Raw genomic sequence first — 17,251 nt, forward strand, 5'->3', positions numbered from 1 at the left:
CGCGGGAGGTCCACGGACCCCCGGGGTAGTGTCGCGGCATGCTCGTGCTCAGCAGACGCGTCGGGGAGCGCCTCGTGATCGGTGACGACATCGTCGTCACCGTCATCGAGGTCCGCAGCGACGGCGTGAAGCTGGGCATCGACGCCCCGCGGCACGTGCGCGTGCACCGGGCGGAGGTCCTCGACGCGGTGACGGCCGCGAATGCCGACGCCGTCTCCGCTGACGACAGCACCGTCGCGGCCCTGCGCAAGCTCGTCCCGGCACCTCCTGCACAGCCCGCCACCGACCCCTCAACGGAGGCCGCACCCGACCGATGAGGTGGGGTACCGAAGGTGTGCCGCTCGCCCTTCGGCGGGGAGGCATGCGTGGAGGACATCGACGAGATCGTCCGTGAGTTCCTGGTCGAGAGTCACGAGAACCTCGACCAGCTGGACCGCGACCTCGTGGCGCTGGAGGAGACCCCGGGGGCCCGGGACCTGCTGAGCAGCGTCTTCAGGACGATCCACACCATCAAGGGAACCAGCGGCTTCCTCGCGTTCGGCAACCTCGAGCGGCTCACGCACGTGGGTGAGAACCTGCTCGTCGAGCTGCGTGACGGCAAGCGGACGATGGACCACGCGACGACGGACGTGCTGCTGCGCATGGTCGACACGGTCCGGGCGCTGCTCGCGGTGATCGAGCGCGACGGGACGGAGGGCGGTGTCGACGTCGACGGCGCGATCTCCGCCATCGTCGCCGTGCAGGAGGGCCGGGCCACCGAGGTCCCGCACCCCCGCGAGGTCCCCGCCGCCGAGGTCGCGCCGGCACCCGTGGCCGAGGCACCGCCCGCGCCCGCCGTGCCGGCGGTCATCGAGCCCGTGGCTGCCGCCGAGCCCGCGCCGGCCCCCGAGGCGAAGCCCGCGCCGAAGCCGAAGGCCGCGAAGACGCCGCGCGCGAAGATCGCCAAGCGCACCTCACCGCCGGTCTCCGCGACGGCCGAGCCGCCCGCACCCGTCCCGGCCGCAGCACCCGCCCCGGTGCCCGCTCCGGTGCCCGCTCCCGTCCCCGCCGACACACCGTTCTCGGTCAACGTCCCGTGGCCCACCGCACCCACGGACACCGCTGCCCCCGAGGCACCCGCGGCGGCGACCGACCTCGACGCCGCGCTCGCCACGGCGGCCGCGCAGGCGCTCGCCACCGCGGCCGCGGCCGCGCTGGAGCCGGTCGCCGAGTACGTGCCGGTCAAGGAGCTGTCGCCGACTCCGCTCGAGGAGGTCGGCCAGCTGCGCACCGCGGCGGAGTCCTCGATCCGCGTGGACGTCGACCTGCTCGACCAGCTCATGCGCCAGGTCGGCGAGCTCGTCCTGGCCCGCAACCGGCTCAGCCGCCTCGCGGGTGCCGCGCAGGACGCGGACCTGGCCCGGTCGGCGCAGCAGATCAACCTCATCGCCTCGGAGCTGCAGGACGGCGTCATGCGCACGCGCATGCAGCCGATCGAGCACGTGTGGTCGAAGATGCCGCGCGTCGTGCGCGACCTCGCGGCGGCGTGCGGGCGCGAGGTCCGCCTCGAGCTGACCGGTGGTGACACCGAGCTCGACCGCGGCCTGCTCGAGGCGGTCAAGGACCCGCTGACGCACCTGGTCCGCAACGCGGTGGACCACGGCATCGAGTCGCCCGCGACACGCGTCGCGGCCGGCAAGCCGTCGCAGGGCCTGCTGGAGCTGCGCGCGTCGCACGCGGGCGGCCAGGTGGTCGTCGAGGTGCGGGACGACGGCGCGGGCATCGACCCGGCGAAGGTCGCCGCGAAGGCCGTCTCGAAGGGGCTCCGCACGCAGGAGCAGGTCAACGGCATGAGCACGGGCGACCTGCTCAACCTGCTGTTCCTGCCGGGCTTCTCGACGGCGGAGGCCGTGACGAACGTGTCCGGCCGCGGTGTCGGCATGGACGTGGTCCGCACGCGCGTCGAGGCGATCGGCGGCACGGTCGACGTCGAGTCGACCATCGGCGTCGGCACGGTGTGGCGGCTGCGGATCCCGCTGACGCTCGCGATCCTCCCGGCGCTGACCGTCGAGGTCGAGGGCGACGTGTACGCGGTGCCGCAGGTGCACGTGCTCGAGCTCGTCGCGCTCGACTCGGCCCGTTCGGAGTCGGCCATCGAGTACGTGCAGACCGCACCGGTGTACCGGCTGCGCGGCGAGCTGCTGCAGCTCGTGTCGCTGTCCGAGGTGCTCGGTCTGGGCCGGGGCGAGGCGCTGGAGAAGGCCGACGGCGTCATCGTCGTCGTGGGCGCGGACGACAACCGCTTCGGGCTGCTCGTCGACCGTGTGCTCACCACCGAGGAGATCGTGGTGACGCCGCTCGCGTCGCAGCTCAAGCCCATCGGCATCTACTCGGGCACCACGGTGCTCGGCGACGGCGGTGTCGCGCTCATCCTCGACATCCAGGCGGTCGCGCGCCGCACGCTGCTCGAGGTCGAGCGCGGCCAGAGCGGCTCGCTGCTCAGCGCCGCCCAGGCGGCGGCAGCCGAGCAGGTCGAGGCCGACAAGCTGCTGGTCGCGGAGATCGGCGACGACCGCCGCGTCGCGATGCCGCTCGCGTCGGTCGCGCGTCTGGAGCACGTGCAGTCCGCGGAGGTCGAGATGGTGGGCGGCCGCGAGGTCATCCAGTACCGCGGCACGATCCTGCCGCTCGCGCGGCTCGACCGGCTGCTGGGCGCCCGCACGGAGGCGGCCGACGAGATGCTCCTCGTCGTCTACACGCGCGGCCAGCGCAGCGTCGGGCTCGTGGTCGCGGAGATCGTCGACATCGTCGAGGACCAGACGGACCTGCACTCCGAGATCGACGACCGCGGCCTCATCGGCTCGACGGTCATCAACGGCCGGGTCACCGAGCTGCTCGACGTGCGCGCCGCCGTGCTCGCCGCCGACGACCAGTTCTACGACGACGCGATCGACGACGAGCGGGAGGTGGCCTGATGGCCCGGTACGTGACGTTCACCGTGGCGGACGGCCTCTACGGCGTCGACGTCCTGCGGGTTCAGGAAGCCCTGCGGGGGCACGAGCGCACGCGCGTGCCGCTCGCCCCGACGGGCATCGCGGGCCTCGTCAACCTGCGCGGCCAGGTCGTCCTCACGGTCGACCTGCGTCCCCGCCTGGGGCTGCCCCAGCTCGGTGAGGACGCCGACCCGATGATGGTCGTCGTCCAGGTCGCGGGCGAGCCCGTGAGCCTGCTGGTCGACGAGATCGGCGACGTCGTCGACGTGTCCGCGGACCGCGTCGAGAGCCCGCCGGACACGCTCGACCCCGACCTGCGCAGCCTCATCCGCGCCGCGTGCACGCTCGACGACCGGCTGCTGCTGGTCCTCGACGTCGACGAGGCCGCGTCGGCCGCGTGACCGACCCCGACCGCCGGCGGGACAGCCTGCCGCGATCTCTCACACCTGCGTCGCGCCGACCGATCTGTACGTCGACGGCGACGACCAGTCCCTACCGAGGAGCCCAACGATGAGCAAGACCTCCCGCGAGAGCGGCGGCGGACGCCGGTTCGCCTTCTTCGCGAACCTGGGCGTCCAGACCAAGATCCTGGCGCTGCTCGGGCTCATGGCGGTCGTCGCCGCCGGCTCCGGCGCATTTGCGTACGTGTCGCTGAACCGGGCGTCGCAGGACGCGCGGGACCTGGCCGAGATCCAGAGCCACGTGTCGAGCGTGCGCAACGACATCGACACGGGCCAGCTCTACGCGCGCCTGATCGTCGCCCAGATCGCCGCGATCGACAACAAGTCGCTCGAGCAGCAGTGGATCAACAAGCAGACCGAGAACGACGCGGCCATGGCGGAGTCGATGGCCGCGTACGCCAAGACGGACGCCGGGAAGTCGGAGACGTTCAAGGCGTTCGTCACGGACTACGAGCAGTGGCTCTCGATCCGCGACAAGTCGCTCCTGCCGCCTGCGCTCGACGACGACACGACCGCGTACAACGTCAACGTCAAGACGCTGAGCCAGCCGGTCATCGACCTCGTCAACGCGGACATCGAGAAGCTGCAGGGCGAGACGAACGCGAGCGTGGCCAAGGTCGCGGACGCCGCGACGGCCCGTTCGACGCAGGCGGGCCTGGTCCTCGCCGGCATGCTCGTCGCCGGTCTGCTCGTGTCCCTGTTCATGGGCTTCAAGACGTCGGCCGGCATCCGGAACTCGGTGTGGGGCGTGTGCCGCGCGCTGAACGCCATGGCGATCGGCGACTTCACGATGAGCGTGCCGAACACGTCGCGCGACGAGATGGGTCAGATGGCCGACGCGCTCGCGAAGGCGCAGCGCGGCGTCCGGCAGACCCTCAAGGGCGTCGTGCAGACGGCCGAGGACGTGGCCGCCGCCGCGGAGCAGCTCTCCGCCGCGTCGAGCCAGGTCTCGGCCGGCTCGGACGAGACGTCGGTGCAGGCCGGCGTGGTCGCCGCGGCCGCCGAGCAGGTGTCCCGCAACGTGCAGGCGGTCGCCGCCGGTGCGGAGCAGATGGGGGCGAGCATCCGCGAGATCGCACAGAACGCGACCGAGGCGGCGAAGGTCGCCCAGGCCGCGACGGGTGCCGCGTCGTCCGCGAACGACTCGGTGTCGCGCCTCGGCTCGTCGAGCCAGGAGATCGGCAAGGTCGTCAAGCTCATCACGTCGATCGCGGAGCAGACGAACCTGCTCGCGCTCAACGCGACCATCGAGGCGGCGCGCGCCGGGGAGGCCGGCAAGGGCTTCGCGGTCGTCGCCGGCGAGGTCAAGGAGCTCGCGTCGGAGACGGCCAAGGCCACGGAGGACATCGCCCGCCGGGTCGAGGCCATCCAGCAGGACACCACGGGGGCGGTCGCCGCCATCGGGGAGATCGGGGCGATCATCGCGTCGATCAACGACTACCAGCTCACCATCGCCTCGGCGGTGGAGGAGCAGACGGCGACCACGAACGAGATGTCGCGCGGTGTCATCGAGGCCGCGACGGGCTCGGGCGAGATCGCGACGAACATCACGGGCGTCGCGACGGCGGCGGCGACGAGCTCGCAGGTCCTCACGCAGATGGGCGACTCCGTCCAGGAGCTCGCCCGGATGTCGAACGACCTGCGCGAACGCGTCGCGTCGTTCACGTACTAGTCCTGCGCGGGGGCGCCCTCGGGCGCCTCCGGGCACGACGTCACCGCAGGTCACGGACGACCTGACGGACACGAGGGAGACAGGGATGTCGCGACGAGGAGCATGCGCGGCGCTGGTCGCGGTCGCTGTGGCGGCTGCGTTCGCGGGCCGCCAGGGCGGAGGAGCCATGTCGCCGGAGGCTGCGGCTCAGCTCACCCGCACGCAGCTCGTCGGGATCTCCCTGCCCAGCAGTACCGGACCGCACGACCGTGCGGACGGAGAGGACCTCACGCACCGCCTCACGTCGGCGGGCTTCGGGGTCCGGACGGACTACGCGGGGGACGACCCCGGGACTCAGGTGGCTCAGGTGCGTGCGATGCTCGACGACGGCGCGGACGCGCTCGTCGTGGGTGCCGTGGACCGCACGGTGCTCACCGAGGTGCTGGCGATGGCCGAGCTGGCCCACGTCCCCGTCGTCGAGCACGACGGGGACGGCCGGTCGCAGGAGACCGTCGCGTCCGTCCGCTCGCTCCTGCGCGCACAGACCGGGGCACGCGCATGATGCCGATCCGGGTGCTCGTGGTCGACGACTCCGTCGTGGTGCGGCGCATCGTCAGCGACGTCCTGTCCGCGGACCCGCGGATCGACGTGGTGGGCTGGGCGGCGAACGGCCGGCTCGCGCAGGCCAAGGTCGAGCAGCTGCGTCCCGACCTGGTCACCATGGACGTCGAGATGCCCGAGCTGGACGGCATCGGCGCCGTCCGGGCACTGCGCGCCTCGGGCCACCAGATGCCCGTCATCATGTTCTCCACGCTCACGGAGCGCGGCGCGGCGGCGACGCTCGACGCCCTCGCGGCGGGCGCGACCGACTACGTGACGAAGCCGACCGGCATGGGAAGCGTGCGGGAGGGGCTCGCGCAGGTCGCGAAGGACCTCGTCCCGCGCATCCTCGCGCTCGTCCCGCGCGAGAGCGCGGTCGAGGTGCCGTCGGACCTGCCGGTGCCGCGCGCGAAGCGCCCGGAGCGGGCGGAGGTCGTCGTCCGCGACGACGCGACGACGCACGGCATCAAGCTCGTGCTCGTCGGTGCCTCGACGGGCGGTCCCGACGCGCTGTCCCGCCTGCTCAGCGCGTTCACGGCGCCGCCGCGGGTGCCGGTGCTCGTCGTCCAGCACATGCCGCCGGTGTTCACGCGTCAGCTCGCGGCGCGGCTGGACCGCCTCGGTCCGGCGCGCGTGCACGAGGCGGTCGCCGACCAGGAGCTGCTGCCGGGCCACGTGTACGTCGCCCCCGGCGACCATCACCTCGTGGTCGACACGCACACGGGCGTGCTGCGCGCGGGCCTCTCGGACGAGGCCCCGATCAACTTCTGCCGCCCGTCGGTCGACGCGCTGTTCCGCTCGGCAGTCCGGGCGGTGCGCGGCGAGGTCCTCGCGGTGGTGCTCACGGGCATGGGCGCCGACGGCCGGACCGGCTGCGAGGACGTCGTGCAGGCGGGCGGCACCGTCCTGGTGCAGGACGAGGCGTCGAGCGTGGTGTGGGGGATGCCCGGCGCGGTCGCGACCGCGGGCCTCGCGCACCAGGTGCTGCCGATGGCCGAGATCCCGGCCGCGATGGAGCAGGTGCTCGACCTCGCGACGGCGGGAGGTGCGACGCGATGAGCCTGTCTCCCGACGTGTTCGCCTACGTCGCCGACCTCGTGCAGCGCCGCGCCGGCATCCAGCTCGACACCGGCAAGGAGTACCTCGTCGAGGGCCGTCTGCTGCCCCTGGCCAAGCAGGAGGGTCACGACAAGGTCGACACGTACGTCCGTGCGCTGCGCGCCACGGAGAAGCCCACGGGCGTGCAGGCCGTCGTCGAGGCGCTCACCACGAACGAGACGTCGTTCTTCCGGGACGGCACGCCGTTCCGGCTGCTCACCGAGCACATCGTGCCGGCGCTGCGCGGCGCGGACGGCTCGCTGCCCCGGCTGCGCGTGTGGTCGGCGGCGTGCTCGACGGGCCAGGAGCCGTACTCGATCGCGATGACGCTCGCCGACTGCGTCGGACCCGAGACCGCCGTCGAGATCGTCGCGAGCGACCTCAACGCCGCGGTCCTGGACCGCGCGGCCGCCGGCGAGTACTCGCGCATCGAGACGAACCGCGGCCTGCCGTCGTCGATGCTCGTGCGCTACTTCGACGCCGACGGCAACGGCTGGCGGGTCCGCGAGCCGCTCCGTCGTCAGATCACGTTCCTGCGCCACAACCTGCTGGAGCCGCCCGCGTTCGGCGGCCAGTTCGACGTGGTGTTCCTGCGCAACGTCCTCATCTACTTCGACCTGCCCGTCAAGCGCCAGGTGCTCGAGCACGTGCTCGCCGCGATCCGGCCCGGCGGGTACCTGGTGCTGGGCGCCGCCGAGACCACGATCGGCGTCGACGACGGCTGGGAACGGGTGCCCCTCGAGCGGGGTGCCGTGTACCGGGCGATCCCCAAGGTCCCCGCGTGGGGCCTGACCGGGACCGCGCCGATCCCCATAGTCCTGCCCACCGCCCGCGGCCCCGTCACCGGGGCAGTCCCACGGACGGCACCCGCCGGTGTCGTCCCGCACGCCAGACCCGCCCCCGTCCCGACCGGGGTGCCCGCCCCGGTCATCCGCACCACCCCCGCCCCTGTCAGAGGAGAGACCCGATGAGAGCACTCGTCGTCGACGACTCGCGCACGATGCGCAGGATCGTCGCCGGGATCCTGGAACGGCAGGGCTTCGAGGTCCTGCAGGCCGAGCACGGAGAGGAGGCGCTCACCGTGCTCACGGAGGACGACCGCTTCGAGCTCCTGTGCATCGACTGGAACATGCCAGTCATGGACGGTCTCGAGCTCGTGGCCGCCGTCCGCAAGGAACGCAAGTGGCGCAACATCACGATGATGATGGTGACCACCGAGGCCGAGCAGTCGCAGATCGTGCGCGCCCTTGCGGCAGGGGCGCACGAGTACCTGATCAAGCCGTTCACCCCAGAGGAGCTCCGGGCCAAGCTCGAGCTGCTCGGACTCGTTTCAGTCAAGGAGCTCGCATGAGTGCAGAGGTCGAGGTCGACCAGGTCCTGGTCATCGCCCGGGACATCTTCTCGTCGATGATCGACGGTGAAGCCGGGTTCCTGGAGTCGTGGGTCGGAGAGCCCCCCGTGCTCGAGGACCCCGTCGTGGCGTGGGTGGACCTGCGTGGTCCGTGGTCGGGTCGCGCCGCGCTGCGCACCGAGACGCCCACCGCGCACAACCTGTCCCGGGCGCTGCTCGGGATGGACGCCGAGGAGGAGGTCTCGCACGCCGACCTCGCCGACGCGGTCGGTGAGCTCGCCAACGTGGTCGGCGGCAACGTCAAGGCGCTGCTCCCCGAGGGTGGCAAGCTCGGCCTGCCCGAGGTCGCCGCCGAGCTGCCCCTCACGGCCGACGCGGTGCTCATGCACGGTGTCGCGCTCGCGTGGCGCGGCCGCCCGCTCGTCGTCGAGATCTGGGCCATCCCGACCGTCGACCAGCCGTGAAGCACCTCGCGGCACGCACCTTGGAAAGGAGTTCAGCATGATTCGCGTCCTCGTGACCGACGACAGCCGCGTGATGCGCCAGATCGTGATCCGCACGCTGCGCCAGGCCGGCTACGACTGGGACGTCCGTGAGGCGGCCGACGGCGCCGAGGCGCTCGAGGCGGTCCGTGCCGACGAGCCCGACGTGGTGCTCTCCGACTGGAACATGCCGAACCTGAACGGCATCGAGCTGCTCCAGCAGCTCCGTGCGGAGGGTTTCGAGACCCCGTTCGGGTTCGTCACGTCGGAGAGCTCCGAGGAGATGCGTGCGACCGCCGAGGCGGCCGGGGCGCTCTTCCTCATCTCGAAGCCCTTCACCCCGGAGTCCTTCCGGGAGGTCATCGAGCCGGTGCTCGCATGAGCGCCGACACCCCGCTGGCCACCCCCAAGGACGTCAAGGACCTGCTGCACAACCTCGTCGGCCGTGAGGTCGAGGTCTGGGCGACGGGCAAGCAGCAGGACCCCGCCGTGGGCGACGGCAACCTCGTCGGCGTCTACACGGACAACCGCAAGGCGATGAGCGGGCTGATCCTGCTCGACGTCCCGCTCGGTGCGTACGTCGGCGCCGCCCTCGGCCTGGTCCCGGTCCGCCTGGCTCAGCAGGCGGCCGACCACGGCGGGCTGCCCGACAACCTGCTGGAGAACGCCAGCGAGGTGCTCAACGTGATGTCGTCGCTGTTCAACGCGGAGGGTGCGCCGCACGTCCGGCTGGACGCGGTGTACGAGCCGGGTCACCCGCTGCCGGCCGACGTGGCCCAGTGGGTGGGGGCGTTCGTGCCGCGCTGCGACCTCGACGTCGAGGTGTCGGGCTACGGCAAGGGCGGGTTCTCGCTGCTCGTCGTCTGACGGTCAGTCGGCGCTCCGGCCCGCCGGGCCTCGAGCGCCGACACGAGCATGTCGCGCACGGTCCGGCGGGCCTGCCACCCGGTGGCCCGCCGGAACGCGTCGACGGCGCCGACGACGCTCGCGGAGTCGCCGCTGCGACGAGGCCGCACGACCGCACCGAGGGGACGGTCGACGGTCTGCTCGAGCTGGTCGACGACCTCGCGCACGGACGTCCCGGCGCCGGTGCCGACGTTGAACACCTCGTGCGGCGCGCCGGACGTGCGCAGCCGCTCCAGCGCGGCGACGTGCGCCTCGGCGAGGTCGAGCACGTGCACGTAGTCGCGCACGCAGGTGCCGTCGGCGGTCGGGTAGTCGTCGCCGTAGATCTCGGGCGGTCTCCCACGCAGCACGCGGTCGACGAGGATCGACACGAGGTTCGTCGTGCCGTCGTCGCCGAGGTCGGGCCAGCCCGCGCCGGCGACGTTGAAGTAGCGCAGCGACACGGCGCGGACGTCGCCGGCGGCGGCGGACCAGCCGAGCAGGTCCTCGCAGCCGAGCTTGGTCGCGCCGTACGGGGTGAGGGGCCGCGTGTCGTGCGACTCGCGGACCAGGGCGGTGGTCGGCTCGCCGTACACGGCCGCGGACGACGACAGCACGACGTCCCGTACGCCGGCGCCGCGCATCGCGAGCAGCACGGTGACGAGCGCCCCGAGGTTCTGCGCGTAGTAGCGCGCGGGCTGGTCCAGCGACTCGTCGGCCCGCTTGAGCGCGGCGAGGTGCAGGACGGCGTCGACGTCGTGCTCGCGCAGGAACCCGGTGAGCGGCTCGACGGCGGAGTCGGACGCCAGGTCGAGCTCCAGCAGCGGGGCCGAGCCGATGCGCGACGCGCGTCCGGTGACGAGGGAGTCGGCGACGACGACGTCGTGACCGGCCCGGGCGAGGACGCGGACGACATGGGCGCCGATGTAGCCCGCTCCGCCTGTCACCAGCACACTCACACGCGGGACGGTACCGGCTGGGGCGTCCTCGTCTGACGGGTTTCGACCGGTGTGACCCGATCGGTGGAAGGTCAGGCTGCTGCGTCGGCCTCTGCCGGGGCGGGGCGGTGCCGCCGGGCCCAGTCCCACCCGAACGCGCCGGCGGCGATCCCCGCGACGCACACCCACACGGGCATCCACGTCGCCGACCCGACGGCGGCGAGCACCACGCACACGGCGAGCGCGACGAGCCACACTGCGGTGCCGACGAGCATCACCCGGCCGAGGTCGACCGGCACGGGCGCGGGCGGGGTCCGGGTGGCGCGGGGGAGCAGGGGCACCCTGGGAGGCTACGCCACGCGACAGCGCTCGCTCAGTACGCGCCCTGTCCCGCGACGACCGCCCGGGCCGTGCGCAGCAGGATCACGAGGTCGCCGAACAGCGTCCAGTTCTCGACGTAGTAGACGTCCTTGCGGATCGACTCGTCGGGGCTGAGCTCGGAGCGTCCGGACACCTGCCACAGCCCGGTGAGCCCCGGCTTGACGAGCAGCCGGCGGTGCGCGGCCCGGTCGTACAGCGCGACCTCGCTCGCGACCTGCGGTCGCGGTCCGACCAGGCTCATGTCGCCGCGCAGCACGTTGAGCAGCTGCGGCAGCTCGTCGAGCGAGTACCGGCGCAGGAACCGGCCCGTGCGTGTGACCCGCGGGTCGTCGCGCCGCTTGTAGAAGAGCCCCGACCGGCCGTCCGCCATGACCTCGTCGACGTGCGCGTCGGCGTCCGCGACCATCGTGCGGAACTTGAGCATGCGGAACGTCGTCCCCGAGCGGCCGATGCGGGCCTGCCGGTAGAACACGGGTCCTCGGCTGGTCGTCATCACGGCGACCGCGATGGCGAGCAGCACCGGGGCGAGCAGCACGGTGAGGACGAGCGCCCCGCACCAGTCCGCCACGGACTTCACGACGTACCGGGGGCCGGAGAACCGGGGCGGGTCGACCTGCATCAGCGGCAGCCCCGCCACCGGGGTCACATGGATGCGCGGCCCGGCGATGTCCGTCAGCGCACCGGCGACGAGCAGGTCGGTGTCGGTCTGCTCGAGGTCCCAGCCGAGCTGCCGGACCACGGCCGCGGTGAGCTCGTCGGCCCCCGTGACGGCGACGGCCTGCGCGCCGACGTCGGCCGCGGCGTGCGCAGCGCTCGCGAGGTTGCCCACGACGGGGACGCCGAGCACCTGCTCGCCGCGCTCGGGCGCCCCGCCGGGCACGCACACGCCGACGACGCCGAGGCTGCGCGACGTGTCTGCCGCGACCTCGCGGATGAGGCCCTCGGCGTGCTCGCGCTGGCCGACGACGAGCACGGGCGTCCGGCACTCGCCGCGGGAGCGCCGGCCCCGCAGCCACCGCCTCGACACGACGCGCTCGAGCAGCAGCAGCGCGAGCCCCAGCGGGAACGCGATCGCGAGGAACGCCCGGCCGACGTCCATCTTGGCGAGGTACGCCACGACCGCGACGACCGCGAACAGCCGCCACGTCGCGGTGAACACCGCGGTGTACTCGCCGGCGCCGAGCGTGAGGATGCGCCGGTCCCACACGTGCGCGGACGCGAGCGCGACGAACCAGACGACCACGAGGACGACGGAGACGACGAGGTACGTGGGGGACAGGGCACCGGCGACCGCACGGTCGTCGGCCCCGAACCGGACCAGGTAGGCGGCGACGACCGCCACGGTGATGGCGAGCAGGTCGGCGGTGCGCAGCACCCGCACGTACCCCGGCAGCCAGGCGCGACCCGCGTCCGCGCCACCCGAAGGCCCTGTGCTGGACAATCTCTGGACGCTCTGGATCTCGACCACGGGCCCCCCGAACCGTTGTCATCCCTGGACCGTCCGCGCGCCCCTCGGGGGTGGCGGACGAGTCGGTCAGACCACCGACGATCCCGGAAGCGGTGCAGTCGCGCAAGAGGGACCGTGACTGCAGTCAGCGGCGGACGGCGGCGACCACGGCGTCGACGGCGGGGACGAGCAGCGTGAAGGACTTGCGGTAGGCGGCCTCGCCCCGGCCGTAGGGGTCGGGGACGTCGTCGTCGGCGGGCAGCGCCGGCAGGAGGCCGCGCCGGACGGCCGCGAGCGGGATCAGCGCACGCAGTCGGTCCGCAGTGGTGGCGCCCGCGCCGGGCAGCTCGGACGGCTCGACGAGCGCGACCAGCCGGGCCAGCTCGCGCAGCGTGAACGTGCGGCGCACGGCGGCGGGGTGCAGCTCGACGACGGCCGAGCGGTGGTCGCGCGTGAGGGCGAGCACGAGGTCGGCCCGCTGCACCATCGAGGACGTGAGCTGCCGGGCCTGAAACGCCTCGGCATCGTGACCCAGTGCGGCGACGATGTGAGCGGTCTCGGGCGTCATCGGCGCGCCGACCATCGCCGCGGTCCCCGCGCTCGACACCTCGATGGCCGGCGCGAGCGCTCCCCGCTGGCGCTTGCCGCGGTACGCGGCGCCCAGCCCGGTGGCGAGCAGGCGCTCGACCGCGGGGGAGCGGCACACGTTGCCCGTGCACACCACGAGAACGCGAAGAGGATCGGGGGTCACGGGGACCATGATGCCGAGAACGTGACCACGGTGGACGGCCGCTGTGACGCACCCCACGTCAGAGTGCGCCGCGCAGACGCGGGCGATGGGCCGATCGGGTGTGTGCGCCACCCGTTCGGCCCACCGCGCAGGTCAGCAGGTGTCTCGTCTCGCGGACAGCCCGCGTTACCGCATGTGACGGCCGTGTTGCGGCGCGCCGTGGACGGGGCCTGTGAAGGTCCTGTGTCTCCTACACTTCGCCGCATGGCCTCGACCCCCACCCCCACCGCGCAGGCCGAACGCGCCGCGCCCCCCAAGAACGCCATCGACCGGTACTTCAAGATCAGCGAGCGCGGCTCGACGATCGGCACCGAGGTCCGGGGCGGTCTCGTCACCTTCTTCACGATGAGCTACATCATCGTGCTCAACCCGATCATCCTCGGCGGCGTCCAGGACGGCACCGGGAACAACCTCGCCGACTTCGCGACGATCGCCGCGACGACCGCCCTGGTCGCGGGCGTCCTCACGATCCTCATGGGTGTCGTCGCGAACTTCCCGCTCGCGCTCGCCACCGGCCTCGGCCTCAACGCCGTCGTCGCGTTCTCCATCGCCGCACTCCCCGACATGTCGTGGCAGGACGCGATGGGCATCGTCGTGATGGAGGGCCTCATCATCCTCGGCCTGGTGCTCACCGGGTTCCGGCAGGCCGTCTTCAACGCGGTGCCGCTCGAGATCAAGACCGCCATCAGCGTCGGCATCGGCCTGTTCATCGCGTTCATCGGCCTCGTCGACGCGGGCTTCGTGCGCGTCCCGCCGGGCGGCGGCACGCCCATCGAGCTCGGCCAGAACGGCTCGCTGTCGACGTGGCCCGTGCTCGTCTTCGTGCTCGGCCTGCTCGCGATGATCATCCTCATGGTCAAGAAGGTCCGCGGCGCGATCCTCATCTCGATCATCGGCACGACGATCCTCGCGATCATCGTGGAGGCGATCGCGAGCCTCGGCTCCAAGGTCGACAACCCGTCCGGCTGGTCGCTCAACGTCCCGGGCATCCCCGACTCGGTCGTCGCGGCGCCGGACTTCAGCCTGCTCGGCCACTTCTCGCTGTTCGGCTCGATCCCGAAGATCGGCATCGTCGCGGTCGTCCTGCTCGTCTTCTCGCTGCTCCTCGCGGACTTCTTCGACACGATGGGCACGATGGTCGCCGTCGGCGGCGAGGCCGGCCTGCTCGACGAGAACGGCAACCCCCCGGGCGTCCAGCGGATCCTCGTGGTCGACTCCATCGCGGCCGCCGCGGGTGGTGCCGCGGGCGTCTCGTCGAACACGAGCTACATCGAGTCGGCGTCCGGCGTCGGCGACGGTGCGCGCACCGGGTTCGCGTCCGTCGTCACGGGCGTCGCGTTCCTGCTCGCGACGTTCCTCGCCCCGCTCGTCGACGTCATCCCGTCCGAGGCGGCCGCCCCGGCGCTCGTCGTCGTCGGCTACCTCATGGTCACGCAGGTGCTCGGCATCGACTGGAAGAACCCCGAGGTCGCCATCCCGGCGTTCCTCGCGATCGTCCTCATGCCGTTCACCTACTCGATCACGGCCGGCATCGGCGCGGGCGTCATCACCTACGTGGTGATCAAGGCGTTCACCGGCAAGATCCGCCAGATCCACGTGCTCATGTGGGTCATCACGGTGCTGTTCGTCCTGTACTTCGTGCGCGGACCGATCCAGACGCTCATCGGCTGACGTCCGGAACCTCACGACGGGCCGGCTCCTCCTGCGCGGGGAGCCGGCCCGTCGTGCGTCCCGTCCGCAGGCGCAGCGCGAGCACGCCGAGCGCGGCGCCGAGCGTGTTCAGCACGACGTCCTGCACGGTCGGCACCCTCGTCGGCAGGAACGCGAGCTGTGCGAGCTCGATCGTGGCCGACGTCGCCAGCGCGAGCAGCACGACGATCCACCAGCGCCGCACCAGCAGCCCGACGAGCACCCCGAACGGCAGGAACATCACCACGTTCGCGACGGCCTCGACGCCCGCGTACGTGACTGGCCACCCGCGGTCCGAGAACCACCCCACGACCGCCCGGACCACGTTGAACGTCTCGCCCGGTGCGGGCGACGGCCACAGCGTCACGCGCGCGACGAGCATGAGGTAGACCACCAGCGCGGCGGCCGTTCTTCGCCCTCTCGGCGGTCCCGTGCGCACGCTGCACACCGTACGTTAGGGGCCCTGGGGCATTCGTCGGCTTTCACCACCCTTGGGGGGAACGTGCGCATCTCGGTCATCGGCTGCGGCTATCTCGGTGCCGTGCACGCGGCCTGCATGGCCAAGCTCGGGCACGACGTCGTCGGCATCGACGTCGACCAGCGCAAGGTCGAGCTGCTCGAGGCGGGGGAGGCCCCGTTCTTCGAGCCGGGGCTGCCCGAGCTGCTCGCGGAGGTGCGCGCCACGGGCCGGCTGCGGTTCAGCACCGACATGGCGCAGGCGGCCACCGCGGACGTGCACTTCCTGTGCGTCGGCACGCCGCAGGTGCACGGCGAGTTCCGGGCGGACCTCACGTACGTCGAGTCGGCGTTCGCGGCGCTGCAGCCGCACCTCAAGCCGGGCGACGTCGTCGCGGGGAAGTCCACGGTCCCGGTCGGGACGGCCGAGGCGCTCGCGGCCCGGCTCGACGGGACGGGTGCCGTGCTCGTGTGGAACCCGGAGTTCCTGCGCGAGGGGTTCGCCGTCAAGGACACGCTGCACCCCGACCGGCTCGTCTACGGTCTCCCGACCGACGACGACGGCGAGCCCACGGCGGTCGGCGTCGCCGCGCGCGAGGTGCTCGACGAGGTGTACGCGACGCCGCTCGCCGACCGGACGCCGCTCGTGGTCACCGACTACGCGACGGCCCAGCTCGTCAAGGTCGCCGCGAACTCGTTCCTGGCCACCAAGATCTCGTTCATCAACGCGATGGCCGAGCTGTGCGAGGCGACGGGCGCCGACGTGACCCGCCTCGCGGACGCGATCGGCTACGACGCGCGCATCGGCCGGCGGTTCCTCAACGCGGGCCTCGGCTTCGGCGGCGGGTGCCTGCCCAAGGACATCCGGGCGTTCATGGCCCGCGCCGGCGAGCTCGGCGTGAGCGACGCGCTGTCGTTCCTGCGCGAGGTCGACTCGATCAACATGCGCCGCCGCGTCCGCATGGTCGACCTGGCCCGCGAGGTGTGCCACGGCTCGATCGTCGGCCGCCGTGTCGCGGTGCTCGGGGCGAGCTTCAAGCCCGACAGCGACGACGTGCGCGACTCGCCCGCGCTGTCCGTCGCCGCCCAGATGCAGCTCCAGGGCGCGCACGTCACCGTGACCGACCCGCAGGGCATCGTCAACGCGCGCGCCAAGTGGCCCGACCTGCGGTTCGCCGACACCGCGCTCGAGGCCGCGGAGGACGCCGACGTGGTGCTGCTGGCCACCGAGTGGACCGAGTACCGCGACCTCGAGCCGCACAAGCTCGGCGAGGTCGTGGCGCACCGCCGGATCCTCGACGGCCGCAACGTCCTCGACCCGCGCGTGTGGCGGGCCGCCGGCTGGACGTACCGGGCGCTCGGCCGGCCGTGACCCGGCGCACCGGCGCGGGGGGCGCTGGGTGGGTCCTGGTGGTCGTCGGGATGCTCCTGGCGGGCGTCTGCGTCGCGCTCCTGGTCAGGGGCGGGGGAGCCGACGGTGCGTCGTCGTCGACGACGGTCGGGATGCCGCCGCCCACGTCCGTCACCGTGACCGCACCGCCCGCCGGGACGGTCACGGTGGCGCCGCCGACCGCCACGCCACCGTCGGCCGGGGACGCGGTCTCGGCCGACCCGGACGAGCCGTGGTCGCCCGACGTCGACCCCGCGGCGTACGCCCGGGGTCTGTTCGTGGGCACCAACGAGGCCCGCGCGGACGCCGGCCTGCCCGCGCTGACGTGGTCGGAGTGCGCCGCCGACCAGGCCGTCGCGCGCGCCGGCGCCCTCGTCGGCGAGCCGCTCGAGCACGCGCCGCTCGGCCCGGTTCTCGACACGTGCGCGTCGTCGCTCGCGGCCGAGAACCTCAGCCGTGGAGCCGGCACGGCCCGCCGGGTCGTCACGCTGTGGCTGGGATCCCCGGGGCACCGGGCGAACCTGCTGGCCCCGGACCTCGACAGGCTCGGCGTCGGGTGCGCCCACGACGGCGACGACCTCGTGTGCGCGGAGGTCTTTCTCGGTCACGGGTGACGTTCGACGACCCGGACGGGGTCGGCGTGGTTAGCATCGGACCCAC

Annotated in this window: 19 protein-coding genes; 14 read left to right on the top strand and 5 right to left on the bottom strand. The window is 72.7% G+C overall.

Annotated features, from left to right (window positions below; translation table 11 throughout):
* Positions 1 to 38: 38 nt before the first annotated feature.
* From csrA to J7523_RS00810, 11 genes are all read left to right on the top strand, one after another.
* Positions 39 to 317: a carbon storage regulator CsrA gene (csrA, locus tag J7523_RS00760; RefSeq protein ID WP_291881201.1), complete on the top strand. Its 279-nt coding sequence runs from the start codon at positions 39 to 41 to the stop codon at positions 315 to 317.
* Positions 318 to 365: 48 nt separating this feature from the next.
* Positions 366 to 2,954, top strand: a complete 2,589-nt coding sequence (locus tag J7523_RS00765) for a chemotaxis protein CheA (RefSeq protein WP_291881203.1) — start codon at positions 366 to 368, stop codon at positions 2,952 to 2,954.
* Positions 2,954 to 3,373 carry a chemotaxis protein CheW gene (locus tag J7523_RS00770; RefSeq protein ID WP_291881206.1) on the top strand — a complete coding sequence of 140 codons (420 nt, stop codon included), beginning with the start codon at positions 2,954 to 2,956 and terminating at the stop codon, positions 3,371 to 3,373. Before J7523_RS00765 ends, J7523_RS00770 begins: the two co-directional genes overlap by 1 nt.
* A 109-nt stretch (positions 3,374 to 3,482) precedes the next feature.
* Complete coding sequence (locus J7523_RS00775; RefSeq protein ID WP_291881208.1) at positions 3,483 to 5,105, top strand: methyl-accepting chemotaxis protein; 1,623 nt, start codon at positions 3,483 to 3,485, stop codon at positions 5,103 to 5,105.
* Positions 5,106 to 5,271: 166 nt separating this feature from the next.
* Positions 5,272 to 5,646: a substrate-binding domain-containing protein gene (locus J7523_RS00780; protein ID WP_291881210.1), complete on the top strand. Its 375-nt coding sequence runs from the start codon at positions 5,272 to 5,274 to the stop codon at positions 5,644 to 5,646.
* Positions 5,643 to 6,743 carry a chemotaxis-specific protein-glutamate methyltransferase CheB gene (cheB, locus tag J7523_RS00785; RefSeq protein ID WP_291881212.1) on the top strand — a complete coding sequence of 367 codons (1,101 nt, stop codon included), beginning with the start codon at positions 5,643 to 5,645 and terminating at the stop codon, positions 6,741 to 6,743. The genes J7523_RS00780 and cheB overlap by 4 nt, the downstream gene beginning before the upstream one ends.
* Positions 6,740 to 7,753: a protein-glutamate O-methyltransferase CheR gene (locus J7523_RS00790; protein WP_291881213.1), complete on the top strand. Its 1,014-nt coding sequence runs from the start codon at positions 6,740 to 6,742 to the stop codon at positions 7,751 to 7,753. Before cheB ends, J7523_RS00790 begins: the two co-directional genes overlap by 4 nt.
* A complete protein-coding gene (locus tag J7523_RS00795) occupies positions 7,750 to 8,133 on the top strand; it encodes a response regulator (protein WP_291881214.1) in 384 nt (127 codons plus the stop codon). The genes J7523_RS00790 and J7523_RS00795 overlap by 4 nt, the downstream gene beginning before the upstream one ends.
* On the top strand, positions 8,130 to 8,597 hold the full coding sequence (locus J7523_RS00800; protein WP_291881216.1) for a chemotaxis protein CheX: 468 nt from the start codon (positions 8,130 to 8,132) through the stop codon (positions 8,595 to 8,597). The genes J7523_RS00795 and J7523_RS00800 overlap by 4 nt, the downstream gene beginning before the upstream one ends.
* A gap of 37 nt (positions 8,598 to 8,634) precedes the next feature.
* On the top strand, positions 8,635 to 8,997 hold the full coding sequence (locus J7523_RS00805; protein ID WP_291881217.1) for a response regulator: 363 nt from the start codon (positions 8,635 to 8,637) through the stop codon (positions 8,995 to 8,997).
* Complete coding sequence (locus J7523_RS00810) at positions 8,994 to 9,482, top strand: hypothetical protein (RefSeq protein ID WP_291881219.1); 489 nt, start codon at positions 8,994 to 8,996, stop codon at positions 9,480 to 9,482. The genes J7523_RS00805 and J7523_RS00810 overlap by 4 nt, the downstream gene beginning before the upstream one ends.
* Here the strand turns inward: J7523_RS00810 and galE are convergent.
* The 4 genes from galE to J7523_RS00830 all read right to left on the bottom strand — a co-directional run bounded on the left by galE (position 9,446) and on the right by J7523_RS00830 (position 13,017).
* On the bottom strand, positions 9,446 to 10,459 hold the full coding sequence (gene galE, locus J7523_RS00815; protein WP_291881220.1) for a UDP-glucose 4-epimerase GalE: 1,014 nt from the start codon (positions 10,457 to 10,459) through the stop codon (positions 9,446 to 9,448). The two genes, J7523_RS00810 and galE, sit on opposite strands and share 37 nt — an antisense overlap.
* Before the next feature lie 71 nt (positions 10,460 to 10,530).
* Positions 10,531 to 10,779, bottom strand: coding sequence for a DUF2530 domain-containing protein (locus J7523_RS00820; protein WP_291881221.1), 249 nt, complete (start codon positions 10,777 to 10,779; stop codon positions 10,531 to 10,533).
* A 32-nt stretch (positions 10,780 to 10,811) separates the two neighbouring features.
* Positions 10,812 to 12,260 (bottom strand): sugar transferase, encoded by a 1,449-nt coding sequence (locus J7523_RS00825; protein ID WP_291881223.1) that lies wholly within the window; start codon positions 12,258 to 12,260, stop codon positions 10,812 to 10,814.
* A 151-nt stretch (positions 12,261 to 12,411) separates the two neighbouring features.
* On the bottom strand, positions 12,412 to 13,017 hold the full coding sequence (locus J7523_RS00830; RefSeq protein WP_291881225.1) for a low molecular weight phosphatase family protein: 606 nt from the start codon (positions 13,015 to 13,017) through the stop codon (positions 12,412 to 12,414).
* A 243-nt stretch (positions 13,018 to 13,260) separates the two neighbouring features.
* Here J7523_RS00830 and J7523_RS00835 point away from each other — a divergent pair, with 243 nt between their 5' ends.
* On the top strand, positions 13,261 to 14,727 hold the full coding sequence (locus tag J7523_RS00835; RefSeq protein ID WP_291881227.1) for an NCS2 family permease: 1,467 nt from the start codon (positions 13,261 to 13,263) through the stop codon (positions 14,725 to 14,727).
* On the opposite strand, the gene J7523_RS00840 is transcribed toward J7523_RS00835, so the two are convergent.
* A complete protein-coding gene (locus J7523_RS00840; RefSeq protein ID WP_291881228.1) occupies positions 14,717 to 15,184 on the bottom strand; it encodes a VanZ family protein in 468 nt (155 codons plus the stop codon). The two genes, J7523_RS00835 and J7523_RS00840, sit on opposite strands and share 11 nt — an antisense overlap.
* 63 nt (positions 15,185 to 15,247) lie before the next feature.
* Between J7523_RS00840 and J7523_RS00845 the strand changes: the two genes are divergently transcribed.
* Together J7523_RS00845 and J7523_RS00850 are read left to right on the top strand one after the other, a co-directional pair.
* Positions 15,248 to 16,573 carry a UDP-glucose/GDP-mannose dehydrogenase family protein gene (locus J7523_RS00845; protein WP_291881231.1) on the top strand — a complete coding sequence of 442 codons (1,326 nt, stop codon included), beginning with the start codon at positions 15,248 to 15,250 and terminating at the stop codon, positions 16,571 to 16,573.
* Positions 16,570 to 17,205, top strand: coding sequence for a CAP domain-containing protein (locus J7523_RS00850; protein WP_291881232.1), 636 nt, complete (start codon positions 16,570 to 16,572; stop codon positions 17,203 to 17,205). Before J7523_RS00845 ends, J7523_RS00850 begins: the two co-directional genes overlap by 4 nt.
* Positions 17,206 to 17,251: the final 46 nt, after the last annotated feature.

The organism is Cellulomonas sp., assembly GCF_017744555.1.
Classification (GTDB): domain Bacteria; phylum Actinomycetota; class Actinomycetes; order Actinomycetales; family Cellulomonadaceae; genus Cellulomonas.